The 12,992-nt window shown below is 61.6% G+C and carries 14 protein-coding genes and 1 pseudogene; 12 read left to right on the top strand and 3 right to left on the bottom strand.

Annotation, left to right across the window (positions count from 1 at the left end; all coding sequences use genetic code 11):
- Positions 1–7: 7 nt before the first annotated feature.
- Positions 8–244, top strand: a complete 237-nt coding sequence (locus BHQ40_RS18790) for a hypothetical protein (protein ID WP_013846854.1) — start codon at positions 8–10, stop codon at positions 242–244.
- 54 nt (positions 245–298) lie between these two features.
- On the top strand, positions 299–625 hold the full coding sequence (locus BHQ40_RS18785; protein WP_013846853.1) for a TraR/DksA family transcriptional regulator: 327 nt from the start codon (positions 299–301) through the stop codon (positions 623–625).
- Between the two features lie 72 nt (positions 626–697).
- Here BHQ40_RS18785 and BHQ40_RS18780 read toward each other — a convergent pair whose 3' ends face one another.
- Positions 698–2,158 (bottom strand): bifunctional aminoglycoside phosphotransferase/ATP-binding protein, encoded by a 1,461-nt coding sequence (locus BHQ40_RS18780; RefSeq protein WP_021243108.1) that lies wholly within the window; start codon positions 2,156–2,158, stop codon positions 698–700.
- A 100-nt stretch (positions 2,159–2,258) separates the two neighbouring features.
- Positions 2,259–2,753 carry an Hsp20/alpha crystallin family protein gene (locus tag BHQ40_RS18775; RefSeq protein WP_021243107.1) on the bottom strand — a complete coding sequence of 165 codons (495 nt, stop codon included), beginning with the start codon at positions 2,751–2,753 and terminating at the stop codon, positions 2,259–2,261.
- A gap of 543 nt (positions 2,754–3,296) precedes the next feature.
- Between BHQ40_RS18775 and BHQ40_RS18770 the strand changes: the two genes are divergently transcribed.
- The 5 genes from BHQ40_RS18770 (at position 3,297) to BHQ40_RS18750 (ending at position 7,559) form a co-directional block, all read left to right on the top strand.
- A complete protein-coding gene (locus BHQ40_RS18770) occupies positions 3,297–5,120 on the top strand; it encodes a PAS domain-containing sensor histidine kinase (RefSeq protein WP_021243106.1) in 1,824 nt (607 codons plus the stop codon).
- Positions 5,110–5,724 carry a response regulator transcription factor gene (locus BHQ40_RS18765; RefSeq protein WP_021243105.1) on the top strand — a complete coding sequence of 205 codons (615 nt, stop codon included), beginning with the start codon at positions 5,110–5,112 and terminating at the stop codon, positions 5,722–5,724. The genes BHQ40_RS18770 and BHQ40_RS18765 overlap by 11 nt, the downstream gene beginning before the upstream one ends.
- Positions 5,725–5,786: 62 nt before the next feature.
- Positions 5,787–6,218, top strand: a complete 432-nt coding sequence (locus BHQ40_RS18760; protein WP_021690815.1) for a response regulator transcription factor — start codon at positions 5,787–5,789, stop codon at positions 6,216–6,218.
- A 47-nt stretch (positions 6,219–6,265) separates the two neighbouring features.
- Positions 6,266–6,676, top strand: a complete 411-nt coding sequence (locus BHQ40_RS18755; protein ID WP_013846847.1) for a group II truncated hemoglobin — start codon at positions 6,266–6,268, stop codon at positions 6,674–6,676.
- A 31-nt stretch (positions 6,677–6,707) separates the two neighbouring features.
- Entirely contained in the window at positions 6,708–7,559 is an 852-nt protein-coding gene (locus tag BHQ40_RS18750; protein ID WP_021243103.1) for a zinc-binding alcohol dehydrogenase family protein, read from the top strand.
- Here BHQ40_RS18750 and BHQ40_RS25315 read toward each other — a convergent pair.
- A protein-coding gene (locus BHQ40_RS25315; RefSeq protein WP_124916812.1) for an IS5 family transposase occupies positions 7,560–8,317 on the bottom strand; the annotation gives its coding sequence in 2 pieces (ribosomal slippage) (positions 7,560–7,984 and positions 7,984–8,317; 759 coding nt in all).
- 151 nt (positions 8,318–8,468) lie between these two features.
- Between BHQ40_RS25315 and BHQ40_RS18735 the strand changes: the two genes are divergently transcribed.
- The 5 genes and pseudogenes from BHQ40_RS18735 to BHQ40_RS18715 all read left to right on the top strand — a co-directional run.
- On the top strand, positions 8,469–9,725 hold the full coding sequence (locus tag BHQ40_RS18735) for an IS701 family transposase (protein ID WP_021690814.1): 1,257 nt from the start codon (positions 8,469–8,471) through the stop codon (positions 9,723–9,725).
- Positions 9,722–9,988, top strand: a complete 267-nt coding sequence (locus tag BHQ40_RS25815) for a hypothetical protein (RefSeq protein ID WP_021246213.1) — start codon at positions 9,722–9,724, stop codon at positions 9,986–9,988. The genes BHQ40_RS18735 and BHQ40_RS25815 overlap by 4 nt, the downstream gene beginning before the upstream one ends.
- A 142-nt stretch (positions 9,989–10,130) precedes the next feature.
- Entirely contained in the window at positions 10,131–10,937 is an 807-nt protein-coding gene (locus BHQ40_RS18725; RefSeq protein ID WP_161626295.1) for a universal stress protein, read from the top strand.
- A 36-nt stretch (positions 10,938–10,973) separates the two neighbouring features.
- Positions 10,974–12,011 (top strand): zinc-dependent alcohol dehydrogenase family protein, encoded by a 1,038-nt coding sequence (locus BHQ40_RS18720; protein ID WP_021246214.1) that lies wholly within the window; start codon positions 10,974–10,976, stop codon positions 12,009–12,011.
- Positions 12,008–12,992: pseudogene (locus tag BHQ40_RS18715) on the top strand (thymidine phosphorylase); the annotation flags it as partial. The gene BHQ40_RS18720 and the pseudogene BHQ40_RS18715, both read left to right, overlap by 4 nt.

Raw genomic sequence — 12,992 nt, 5'->3', positions numbered from 1 at the left:
GCGACCGATGAGCACCATTGAAGAACTTAAGGCTGATCTTGCCAAGCTCCGGGACGAAGCCAAGGTCCAGGTGCATCTGGGCGCGATGGAAGCTCGCGAGGAGTGGGACGAGCTCGAAACCAAATGGCACCATTTCGTTGCAGAAGCTCGCCTTCAGGAGAGCGGCGGTAACATCAAGGCCGCGCTCCAGGTGCTCGCTGATGAACTTCGTTCGGCTTACCTGCGTCTGAAGAAGGCGCTATAAATCTGCACCGAACCCCAAGCCGATTTCGGTACCTACTGTTCTGAAGGAATCTCCGTGACTGACACAGCCGCCATAGAAGAGCGCCTGACAGAGCGACTGTCGGAACTTCGCGCTCGGCTGACGCGAGTGAATGCGGATCTGGCTGAGCCCCTTAATGCGGACTCATCGGAACAGGCCGTCGAAGTCGAAGATGATGCGGGTCTGGAAGCCGAGGCAAGCTTGATCGTGCGGGAGGCCGCTTCGATCGATCGTGCCCTGGAGCGAATTGCGAAGGGCACCTATGGCGAATGCGTTCGTTGTGGGTCGCAGATTGCACCGGCTCGGCTGGATGCACGGCCGGAGGCAGCATTGTGCATCGATTGCGCACGCGCCGAACAATGATCGGCATCGCGACCTCACCGGATGGAGAATCCCTTCGGCTGGGGCGACATGCGCGGCTTGCATCATTCCCCGTCACAAATGGCGGACATCCAGGACGTCCATGACCTGCGTTGCGACCGTCTTGCGGTCATCCGCCGCGTTGACGCGGTGCCAGTTGATGTGACCCAGATCGTAGCGGGTCTGCATCGCGACAACAGCTGCGTTGGCATCCGAAGCGTCATGTGTCCGGCTGGATACCCTCGCGGTCAGCATATCCGGCGACGCGTTGAGCCATATGCCATCGAAGCGCGCATCTCGTCGCAGTGCGACCTCCTGGATCGCCGTGCGCTCTTCAGGCTTCGCATGGACAGCGTCGGCCACCACCGAATGCCCGGCGTAAAGCATGTGTCCCGCCAGCCGTCTCAGCTCTGTGTAAATCGCTGCGTTCGCGGACAGGGTATATGCGTCTTTGGGAAGCGGCGATTCTGGCGGCACGCCGGCAAGTCGCTTCCGCAGCACATCGGATCTCAGAATACGCGCGCCTGGAACCTCGCCGAGGGAATGGCCGATCAGTTTCGCTATTGTGGACTTGCCGGACCCGGAGAGCCCGCCAATGGCGACGAGCCGCGCGGGCACCGGTTCGAGCACTGCGCGCGCCAGCGTCAGATAGGCGCTGGCCTTTTGGGTCAGAGCTTCGTCTGAACCATCGCTCGCCTGTGCGGCCGATGTATGGGCGCGAATCCCGGCTCGGATCGAAAGAAACAATGGCACAAGAGCCACGCCGGCCTCGTCTTGAGGGGAAATGTCCAGATAGCGATTGAACAGGGCATTCGCTTCGCAATGAAGGCCGCGGCCCCATAAATCCATGAGTAGGAACGCAAGGTCGTAAAGGACATCGCCGGTCGCAAGTTCGGGACTGAATTCCAGGCAGTCGAACAGGACGGGGCTCCCGTCGATCACGGCAATGTTACCCAGATGCAGATCGCCATGGCCATGTCTCACGCGCCCGCTTCGCGCACGTGAATCGAGCAGATCGGAGTGCTGGGCCAGCAGGGCGACTTGCCTGTCGATCAGGTCTCTCACGAGCCGAGCGGGAAGAATGTCGGGGAATCGAGCCATGCTTCGATCATTCCCGGCAATGACGGCTTCCAAACGGCTGCGCCCCGATCCGGACAGGCAAGTCTCGGCGCCATCATGAAATGCCTTGATCCGGTCTGCGAGCTGCGTGATCAGCACATCGGTCAGGCCACCTTGGGTTGCCACATGATCGAGCAAGGCGTCATCGGGAAAGCGGCGCATCTCCAGAAGCCAATCGACAGGTTCTCCCTCGCCATCGAGGTTCAGGCAGCCCGCCGAATTCTTGGATACCGGGCGAACCGCCAGGTAGAGTTCCGGCGCGGTCCTGCGATTAAGCCGTAGCTCCGCTTCCAGGGCGGCGCGGCGTCTATCGGCGGTTGAAAAATCCAGATAGTCGAACTGGACGGCACGCTTGAGCTTCCATGCACGATCGCCGACGAGGAACACACGCGCCGCATGCGTGTCGATCCGACGCATGGTCTCTCCAGAGCCGAAGGCTCGTCCCTCGAGAAGGGTTATGACGTCGGCTTGCGGGTCTGCGTGGTGCCGAGGTCCCGTCGAAGCCTCCGGCAAACTGCTATGCCTGCCCGATTTCGATCTTCCGACTCCGCGCTGGCGCATTTTCATCCTTGGTCAGTGTGACGGTGAGGACACCATCCTTGAATGCAGCGGTGATCCCGTTCGGGTCAACGTCGCTGGGCAAGGATACCTGGCGCCGGAAGGAGCCATATCGCCGTTCGCTGAATACATAGCCCTTGTCCTTGCGTTCGGTCTCCTCCTTCTTTTCGCCGGCTATCGTCAGGAGACCGTCAGCGACGCTGATATCGATATCATCATCGGACAGGCCAGGGAGCTCGGCGGTGAGGCGATAGGCCTTGTCCTCATCGACAAGTTCAACAGCCGGAACTGGCGCGATTGAAGATCGATTGCCGACACCGAACAGACTGGCGGCGGGGCGGCCAAAATCTTCGAAGAGGCGGTCAATCTCCGTGCGAAGCCAATCAACCGGATGATCGAGAATTGGGCTGATCGGATTGGCCTTGGACGTGGTCGCTGGAACCTGATCATTCATGGCGGACCTCCTGCGAAATGAATGCTCGAGGTCCGGATTGGGCGGGGGGGGGGGATGGCCGATGAATCAGGCCAACAGCGATCCGGCCCTCGAGCGAGGAGGAGGCTATGCGGTTGCCTGGGTGGGCTCTATCCGGAAAGTTACTGAGGGGCGTTTGGGGCGCTCACCATCTCACAATGGACCCGCGGGTCCATTGGTTCAGGTAGCAGCGCGCAAGTTGCACGGATGATGACAATCCGAAGAGCCCGGCCTAAAGAACGCCGACGGTTTGAAGCTCGTGGATGCGACGGTCTGGACATGTTTCCAGCGCTGAACTCCAAAGCAAGTAACATCATCGTTGAGATGGTTGCCAATTTTAATGGATCGCACGAGGCGCTGTTGATAGGCTTGAGACAGAAAGGGGTATCAGCGCTTGCTGCTTCCTTCTGACGACGAAGAGGCAGAGTCATCATTAAAACCGCTCCGCGATCCGGGAAATTCCTCCATTCATGGCAAGCGGGTGCCATTGCGCCACTGGTTGACCGTTCGATCCATGCCCGGCTTTTGACCGCGTCCCTCGCGGGACTGGCTATCGCCGTCATCGCGGTGGTCACACGATGGCAGCTTGGCCGGCAGATCGACGAGAGCGTTCATTATTTCGTCTCTCTCGGCGTGGCCGGTATGGTGCTCGTGGCGCTCAGGCCGGATATCGTGGTGTTGGCGGGCGTCACGCTCGTTACCCTTACGACGCTCGCAATCGTTGACGGTTGGCCGACCGTGGCAGAACAGTGGGTTGCCCTGTTCCTGTTTCTCGCCGCCATGGCTCTGCTTTGGCGGAATCACCATCGTACTCTCTCACGCGCTCGCGATCTCGCGGACGGGACGAGGATGCTGGCCGCAGAACTGAACCTGCTCATCGATGGGGCGGAAGATTATGCGATCTATATGCTCGATGCTGAAGGGCGGGTCACGATCTGGAACGGGGGCGCCGAGCGTCTGAAAGGCTGGACAGAGGTCGAGATGGCCGGCCAGCTTACAGATCGGTTTTATCCGGCCGATGTCGTCGCCAGCGGCAAGCCGACGTCCTTGCTTGCCGAAGCACAACACCGTGGCAAGATCGAGATCGACGAGTGGCAGATTCGTAAGGATGGCAGTGAGTTTCTGGCTCACATTTCCATCACCGCGTTGAAAAAACCCGACGGATCGTTGGGCGGTTTCGCGACAGTTGTCCACGACATCACCGACCAGCGAGCAACGCTGAGCTCTCTTCGCAACAGTGAAGCGCATCTTCGTTCGATTTTGTCGACGGTCCCCGATGCAATGATCGTCATCGATGAAGGCGGCACGATGGTGTCGTTCAGCACGGCGGCCGAGCGTTTGTTCGGTTACACTCAGGAGGAAGTCCTGGGTTCCAATGTCAGCATGTTGATGCCCTCGCCTTATCGCGAACGCCATGACGGTTTTCTCGAGCGCTATCTGCGTACAGGAGAGCGGCGCATCATCGGGATCGGACGCGTGGTTTTTGCACTGCGAAAGGATGGGACGACCTTCCCGATGGAGTTGTCGGTTGGAGAAGCGGCCGGCGAGAGCCAGCGGCTGTTCACCGGCTTCATTCGCGATCTGACGGATCGCCAAAGGACACAGGAGCGGCTAGAGCAGCTTCAATCCGAACTGATCCACGTCGCGCGCGTCAGCGCGATGGGGACGATGGCGTCGACGCTCGCCCATGAGCTGAATCAGCCGATCACCGCCGTAGCCAACTATCTCGAAGCGGTCCGGGACCTGCTCGACCAGCCAGATCCCGATGATCTGCCCGACATCCGGGAGGCGCTGACAGACGCCGCGGGGGAAGCGATGCGCGCGGGTCATATCGTGCGCCGTTTGCGTGATTTCGTTGCCAGGGGGGAGGTCGAGAAGACTGTCGAGAACTTGCCTAACCTTATCAACGAAGCGGCTGCCTTCGGCCTGATGGGCGCGGGCGAGAAATCGATCGAAACCCGCATGGACATCGATCACGAAGCTGCGACGGTCCTCGTCGATAAGGTCCAGATCCAGCAGGTCCTCGTGAACTTGATCCGCAATGCGGTCGAGGCCATGAATGCGCGCGCCAGGCCTGTGCTCACCATCCGCACCGGTCCCGACCAGGCGGGTTTTGTGCGTGTCACGGTGTCCGATACCGGCACGGGAATGGCCCCCGAGGTCGCTGCCCAACTCTTCAAGGCCTTTGTCAGCACCAAGTCGGACGGCATGGGGTTGGGTCTTTCGATTTGTCGAACGATTGTCGAAGCCAATGGCGGGCGCATCTGGATGGAGCCTGCGGAAGGGGGCGGCACGCAATTCCATTTCACACTGGTCAGGGCAGATAGGGAGCAATCTTATGGAGGATAAGCGGATCGTCCACATCGTCGACGATGAAGATGCAATCCGTCGATCTGCCGGTTTCATGCTCAAGAAATCAGGTTTCTCGGTCGAAACCTGGTCCTCCGGTGTTGAATTTCTGAAAGACGTGAGGAACGCGGCCGAGGGCTGCATTCTCCTCGATGTGCGTATGCCTCAGATGGATGGGCTCGAAGTCCAAAAGGAATTGAACGAACGCGGTATCGCGATGCCCGTCATCATCCTGACTGGGCATGGCGATGTGTCGATCGCTGTAAGCGCGATGAAGGCCGGCGCAGTCGACTTCATCGAGAAACCGTTCGAGAAGGCGGTGTTGCTCGCGGCTATTGAAAGTGCCTTCGAACGGCTTGCCGACGTTGAAGGCAGGGCAACCCGCGCCGCCGACGCAACGATCCGCGTCGCCGCTCTGTCCGGGCGCGAACAGGATGTGCTCAAGGGGCTTGCGCGAGGACTGCCAAACAAGACGATCGCTTATGATCTTGGGATTTCGCCGCGCACCGTAGAGGTGCATCGCGCCAACCTCATGACCAAGCTGGGCGTTCGCAGCCTGTCGGAGGCGCTCCGTATCGCGTTTTCCGCGGGGATCACGGGCTGAGGATCGGGACACTTACGTAGCGACCCGGGGATCGTTTCCTGACATCGTCCGAGGGACCAGCAATGCCGCTGGGCCGATGGTGTGAGATGTCAGGCGAGAATATTGCGGCCCCGTTGCGGGAACGCCCGCGTCTTCTTCTGGTCGAGGATGACGCCGGTGTTCGCCGTTCACTGCAGCTTCTCTTTCGTGCGCAGGGTTTTGACGTCCGGGCCTATGCGGCTGGTGCGGCGCTTCTGGACGATCCGTTATCGGGGGATGCCTGCTGCTTCGTTGCTGATTTTCGATTGGAGCAGAGCGATGGCATCGAGGTGCTTTGCCGCCTGCGCGAACGTGGCTGGCCGGGTCCAGCCATACTCATCACCGCGTTCCCATCGGCCGAACTGACCGAGCGTGCCTTGGCGCAGGGGTTCGCCCATGTTCTGGAAAAGCCCCTGCGGGAACATGCGCTGACTGGCGCGCTTGCCAGGCTGACGGGCGTGGGAAAGCGCATTTGAAACGACGCTCGACCAAAAGGGAGTGCGCAGCATAACAGGAGAAACGTGTGACAGCAGCGGAACAGAAACAGCAGGCGCCCTATGATCTGGTTGGAGGGGCCGTCGTCGTCCGGAATATCGTAGACCGCTTCTATGATCTGATGGATCAGGAGGACGCCTATCGGGAGTTGCGTGCGCTACACGCCCCGGAGTTGGGGCCGATGCGCGTTTCGCTTGCCGGTTTTCTCAACGCATGGCTGGGCGGACCGCGAGATTGGTTTGATGATCACCCTGGCGTTTGCATGATGTCGGCCCATGCGCGCCTGCCGATCACTGGTGAGACAGCGGATCAGTGGTGTGACGCGATGCGCCGCGCCATCGCTGATTCGACGGTAGATCCTGCCCTGGGCGTCAAGATGGCCGAAGCCTTGTCGAACATGGCGCAGGGCATGGCGGCGCGTGCCGCGTCGGCAGCGTGACCCCGCGGCGCGAACAGGCGAAGAAATCACTATGACCGAGATGTTCGCGATGCAGCTCGAAGCGGTCGGCACGCCGCTGCGGCTCGTCGCGCGACAGGTTCCAACGCCTGGTCGAGGCGAGCTTCTCATCGAGGTCGCTGCTTGCGGCGTCTGCCGAACCGATCTGCATATCGTCGATGGGGAGATCGAATCCCGCCTCCCCATCGTTCCCGGGCACGAAATTGTCGGCATCGTTGTTGCGGCGGGGGAAGGGGTCGCCGATGTCGCGATCGGTGATCGCGTCGGCGTTCCCTGGCTCGGACATAGCTGCGGCCATTGCGACTATTGCCGAACAGGTCATGAAAATCTGTGCGATAGTCCCGCATTCACGGGATGCACCCGGGATGGCGGTTATGCGACCCATACGGTTGCGGACGCTCGCTTCTGCTTCAGGATACCCGACGCCTTTTCCAATGAAGAAGCCGCGCCCTTGCTGTGCGCCGGGCTGATCGGCTGGCGGTCCCTGCGCGCTGCGGGGGAGGGAACGCGGATCGGTCTCTACGGATTTGGCGCCGCCGCGCATATCATCGCCCAGATTGCGCTGTGGCAGGGCCGGGCGGTTTATGCCTTTACCAGGGCGGGAGACGACGAGGGACAGGCTTTTGCGCGATCACTCGGCTGCGCCTGGGCCGGATCATCGGAGGATGACCCGCCCGTGGAACTCGATGCGGCGATCCTCTTTGCCCCCGTCGGTGATCTTGTTCCGCGCGCGCTGCGTGCAATCCACAAGGGAGGCAGGGTGATCTGCGCAGGGATCCACATGAGCGACATTCCGTCGTTCCCCTATGCTGACCTCTGGGGTGAGCGAACCATTGCATCGGTGGCTAGGCTCAGGACTCGTTGATCAGAGCCAGAAGAGCACTGTTGCCGCGAGCGCGAGAGCGGAGAAGAAGACGGTCGGGCAGCGGTCGTATCGCGTTGCCACGCGTCGCCAGTCCTTGAGGCGACCAAACATGATCTCGATGCGGTTACGGCGTTTGTATCGGCGCTTGTCGTATTTGACGGGCAAGGATCGAGATTTCCGGCCGGGAATGCAGGGTTTGATGCCTTTTTGCTCGAGTGCGTCCCGGAACCATTCGGCGTCATAGCCCCGGTCGGCAAGCATCCATTGCGCCTTGGGCAGATCGTCGAGCAAGGCTGCCGCGCCGGTATAATCGCTGATCTGTCCAGCGGTGATGAAGAAGCTCAAGGGGCGGCCATGGGCATCGGTGATGGCGTGAAGCTTGGTATTCATGCCGCCCTTCGTGCGTCCGATCAGGCGGCCGCGATCCCCTTTTTTACCCGCAGGCTCGAAGCCGTGCGGTGTGCCTTCAGATAGGTCGCATCGATCATGACGGTCGTTGGCTCTGCGCGTTCGGCAGCGAGGCCTTCCATCATGCGCCCGAAGACACCCATCTCGCCCCAGCGCTTCCAACGGTTGTAGAGCGTCTTGTGCGGCCCGTATTCCCTGGGAGCATCCCGCCAACGCAGGCCGTTCCGATTGACGAAGATGATCCCGCTCAGGACCCGCCTGTCATCCACACGAGGTTTGCCGTGGCTCTTGGGAAAATACGGCGAAAGTCGCGCCATCTGCTCGTCGGTCAGCCAGTACAGGTCACTCACGCTCAGTCTCCTTGCGGAGCCTGAATCACAGACCACTCAGCCAATCAATGGGTCCTGAGCCTAACACTACTTTGGCAGAAATGTGATTTTCGGGATTCCCAAAGGGCAGAATCCCTGATTCATGGGGAGCCAGCTTTTATGGGGGCTGGCGATGAACGGGGATTGGCGGAGCGAACTGGACGCATGGCTTGCGCCGTTTGTCGTGGCTTTGCGGAACAAGACGCGCGGTCGGATGTGCCCTGCCTACATAGCAGGTCTGATTGGACCTGGTGACCGCAAGAGCGTGCAGCCGATGGCGGCGCGGGATGGCGATGTCAGCTACGACAAGCTGCACCACTTCATCGGCAGCGGCGTCTGGGATGAAGCACCACTGGAGATGGCGCTGCTTGCCGAAGCCGACCGGCAGGTGGGTGCCAATGACGCCTGGCTGATCATCGACGACACGGCCTTGCCTAAGAAGGGACGGCATTCGGTTGGCGTGGCGCCGCAATATGCTTCGGCCCTCGGCAAAAACGCCAACTGCCAGACGCTGGTGTCGCTGACTCTGGCTTCGGGCGAGGTGCCAGTCATGGTGGGCTTGCGCCTGTTCCTGCCGGAAAGTTGGACGAGCGATATGGCTCGCCTGGAACGTGCCGGAGTTCCCGAGGACTTCCGGCACTACCGGACCAAGCCGGAGATTGCGCTGGCCGAGATCGACAGGGTTCACGCAGCCGGCGTCCGCTTCGGCTGCGTGCTTGCCGACGCAGGATACGGCCTTTCCGCGCCGTTCCGGCAGGGCCTGAGCAAGCGTGGCCTCACCTGGGCAGTTGGCATACCCTTCAAGCAGAAGGTCTACCCCGCCGACGTCGCGATGGTCTTTCCGGTCGCTGGCCGGGGCCGCCCTCGCAAGAACGCGATACCCAACATCACGTCCGTATCGGCGCAGGCGATGTTGGAGACTGTGCCATGGCGCAAGGTCAGCTGGCGGCGTGGAACCAAAGGTCAACTCTCGGCCCGTTTCGCCGCGGTCCGCGTCAAGGTTGCTGACGGTCCGCCGCAGCGCATTCATGACATGGGCGCCCAGCACCTGCCGGGCGAGGAAGTGTGGCTCATTGGCGAGCATCGCTCAACCGGCGAGCGCAAATACTACCTCACCAACCTCCCAGTCGATACTCCGATCAAGCAGCTTGCCGGCGCCATCAAGGCCCGCTGGATCTGCGAACAGGCGCATCAGCAACTCAAGGAAGAACTCGGGCTCGATCACTTCGAGGGCCGATCATGGAAGGGCCTGCACCGGCACGCGCTGATGTCCATGATCGCCTTCGCCTTCCTCCAGTCACTACGCCTCAAGCAAGCCAAAGGGGGGAAAAAGAATCGCCGGGCCGCCACCGAAGCCGAGCTTGCCGGCGATCCGGCAAGCCATCATTGACCGCCTCTCCAAGCCGCCCGATCGGCCATGTCCGCACTGCGGACGTAGTCCTTTGGAAACTCCTCGGCAAAATCTGCCAAAGTAGTGCTAATCTGACCCGCGAAGACGGCACAAGCTTTTTCGAGATCGCGCAGAAAGCCAACGTCAAATCCGTGACGACGGTCTTTCCGCTGGCTCAAGCCAATGTCGCGCTTGAGCGGTTGCGCAGTGGCGCCGTTGTTGGAGCGGCCGTCCTGGTGCCATCGAACTACGCGAAGGCTTGAGTATGCACTCGCCGCGAAGCGCCCTCTTCACGGCCCCAGGGGCGAGTGCGCGTCACGCGGTGCCTCTGTAAAGTTACGGAGTGCGGTCATCAATGGCCGGGGCCATGATGCGATCATGAGCAGCATTTCACAGATCAAACATGTGCTCGTCGTCGTGGACGGTGCAGAGCATTCCCTGACCGCCGTTGATCAGGCGCTTGCCTATGCCGGTATGCATGAAGCGGCGCTTACGATCGTCGTCGTGACCGAAAATCTCGCATTCGCCGCGGCGGCCGATGCCATGGCTTTCGCGCAGGCCATCACGGTATCCGAGGACCAGCGCGACGAACATCTGGCGGCCGTTCGCGAACGAACCAGGAATACCGCGATCGAAGTAGAGGTTCACTCGGTGTTCGAGGCCAGCGGGCTGATACCCGGTCTCGTGAAGGCTGAAGGCCAGTACGCGGATATCGCGCTGATTCCGGGTGTCGGGCGCTGGCAAAGGGATGGCTTGAGGCGCCGTATCTCCGAGGCGCTTCTGTTTACGGGCGTGCCGACGGTCATTTTGCCGGCCTCCTGGAATCCTGGTCCCATCGATCACGCCGTATTGGGCTGGAACGCATCACTTGAATCGTTCCGCGCCGCGAGGGCGCTTCTCAATCTGGCCGAACCCGATGCCCGTATCGACGTTGCGATTGTCGATGATCCGGGTGTCGAATCCGGGGAGCACCGGGGCGGTGTCCAGATCGCCCGCCTTTTCGCGCGACATGGCCATAGCGGCGGCGTTTGTCCGATCAGCTCATCCGGTAAGGATACGTCGGCTGTCCTTCAGAATTACGCAGTGGAGCAGAAAGCCGATGTGCTCGTGATCGGTGGCTATGGGCGTTCGCGCGCACTCGAGTTCGTGCTTGGCGGCGTGACGCGGGAACTGATCGATCATCAGCGCCTGCCGATCGTTTTCGTACACTGACTGGCGAACCCGTCTAACGGTTGAACGGAGGAGATCATGAAAGCTCTCGTTTATCATGGCCCCGGCGAGAAGAGTCTCGAGGATCGCCCGAGGCCGGCCTTGCAGGCACCCGGCGATGCGATCGTGCGGATCACGAAGACCACCATTTGCGGCACCGACCTGCACATCCTGAAGGGGGATGTGCCGACGTGCGAGCCGGGCAGGATCCTCGGACATGAGGGTGTCGGGATCGTGGAGGAGGTCGGAACCGCGGTTGGAGCCTTCAAGCCCGGAGATCATGTCCTGATCTCCTGCATCACCTCTTGTGCCCGGTGTGAATATTGCCGGCGCGGCATGTATTCGCATTGCGTCGAGGGCGGCTGGATATTGGGCAACAGGATCGATGGCACGCAAGCCGAATTCGTGCGCATCCCCCATGCCGACAACAGCCTTCACGCGATCCCGCCGGGGGCCGATGAGGATGCCCTCGTCATGCTGAGCGACATTCTTCCGACGGGCTATGAGTGCGGCGTCCTGAACGGGAAGGTTGCACCGGGCAGCAGCGTCGCGATCGTCGGCGCTGGACCGATCGGCCTGGCGACCCTGCTGACTGCGCAATTTTATGCACCGGCCCGGATCATCATGATCGATCTCGACGACAATCGCCTCGCCGTCGCGCGCAAGTTCGGCGCGACGGACACGTTCAACAGCGGACGTGATCCGGTCGTGAGCCTGGTTCGAGAGCTCACCGACGGCAAGGGGGTCGATACGGCTATCGAAGCAGTCGGGATCCCTGCGACATTCGCGTTATGCGAAGAACTGGTCGCGCCCGGCGGGGTAATTGCCAATGTCGGTGTCCACGGCGCCAAGGTCGACCTCCATCTGGAGGAACTCTGGTCGCGCAACATCACCATCACCACCCGGCTCGTCGACACCGTCAGCACGCCGATGCTCCTGAAGACGGTCGAGGCCAAGCGCCTGCGGCCCGAACAGCTCGTCACCCATCGTTTCGCGTTGTCGGACATGTTGGAGGCGTATGAGACGTTCGCGCGCGCAGCCGATACTCATGCCTTGAAGGTGGTGATCGACACGTGATCGGGGTTTCCAGCGATATTCCGGGCGATGCGCAGCAATTCCATCCGAATATAGGGAGTTCCGAACCGGCGGAACCATCGTTCGCGCGCGCGCGCCGGCTGCGCCTTCACACGCATCATGAGCTGGTCGCGATCATGCGGACCGACAGCCCGGTGTGCCATGCCGAGGGCCTTGCCGCGCACACCCAGGTCTATATCCGCAACGGCAGCCAGCCGATCGCGGCCACGCTCTATCAGGTGGAGGGCGACTTCCTGGCCGGCGACGAGATCGGTCTGTCCGAAGCGGCCTGGGTCGCGCTTGGCGTGGAGGAGGGAACCGTTGTCCAGGTCGGTCATGCGCCGCCCCTCGAATCGATCGCCTGCGTCCGCCAGCGCATCTACGGACACAGGCTGAACGGGGCCGCGCTGACCAGCATCGTCGGTGACGTGGTGGCGGGCCGCTATGCCGATGTGCACCTCGCCGCCTTCCTCACGGCTACCGCCACGCTTCCCTTCGACGAGGACGAGACCTACCATCTCACCAGGGCGATGGTCGAGGCCGGCGACCGTTTGCGCTGGCCGAGCGAGATCGTCGTCGACAAGCATTGCGTTGGCGGTCTGCCGGGCAACCGCACGAGCCCGATCGTCGTCGCCATCGCTGCCGCCTGCGGTCTGACCATGCCCAAGACGTCGTCGCGGGCGATCACGTCCCCGGCGGGAACGGCCGATACCATGGAGACGCTCACCCGGGTCGATCTCGACCTTGGCGCCATGCAGCGCGTGGTGGCGGTCGAGGGCGGCTGCCTCGCCTGGGGCGGCGCGGTCTGCCTCAGTCCCGCCGATGACATCTTCATCGGCGTGGAACGCGCGCTCGACATCGATACGGAGGGGCAGCTCATCGCCTCCGTTCTGTCGAAGAAGATAGCGGCGGGCGCGACCCATGTGGTGCTCGACATTCCGATCGGGCCGACCGCCAAGGTGCGCAGCGTCGCGGCGGCCGAAC

This window comes from Sphingobium phenoxybenzoativorans, from assembly GCF_001757355.1.
GTDB classification, from domain to species: Bacteria; Pseudomonadota; Alphaproteobacteria; order Sphingomonadales; family Sphingomonadaceae; genus Sphingobium; species Sphingobium phenoxybenzoativorans.
The sequence above is the reverse complement of the archived record's forward strand: the minus strand, read 5'-3'. Positions and strand labels throughout refer to the sequence as shown.

What these genes read in the sequence shown, in the direction of transcription:
- BHQ40_RS18790 (WP_013846854.1), top strand. Translation starts at nt 8, where the DNA reads ATGAGCACCATTGAAGAACTTAAGGCTGATCTTGCCAAGCTCCGGGAC.
- BHQ40_RS18780 (WP_021243108.1), bottom strand. Translation starts at nt 2,158, where the DNA reads ATGCGTCGGATCGACACGCATGCGGCGCGTGTGTTCCTCGTCGGCGAT.
- BHQ40_RS18775 (WP_021243107.1), bottom strand. Translation starts at nt 2,753, where the DNA reads ATGAATGATCAGGTTCCAGCGACCACGTCCAAGGCCAATCCGATCAGC.
- BHQ40_RS18765 (WP_021243105.1), top strand. Translation starts at nt 5,110, where the DNA reads ATGGAGGATAAGCGGATCGTCCACATCGTCGACGATGAAGATGCAATC.
- BHQ40_RS18760 (WP_021690815.1), top strand. Translation starts at nt 5,787, where the DNA reads ATGCCGCTGGGCCGATGGTGTGAGATGTCAGGCGAGAATATTGCGGCC.
- BHQ40_RS18750 (WP_021243103.1), top strand. Translation starts at nt 6,708, where the DNA reads ATGACCGAGATGTTCGCGATGCAGCTCGAAGCGGTCGGCACGCCGCTG.
- BHQ40_RS18735 (WP_021690814.1), top strand. Translation starts at nt 8,469, where the DNA reads ATGAACGGGGATTGGCGGAGCGAACTGGACGCATGGCTTGCGCCGTTT.
- BHQ40_RS18720 (WP_021246214.1), top strand. Translation starts at nt 10,974, where the DNA reads ATGAAAGCTCTCGTTTATCATGGCCCCGGCGAGAAGAGTCTCGAGGAT.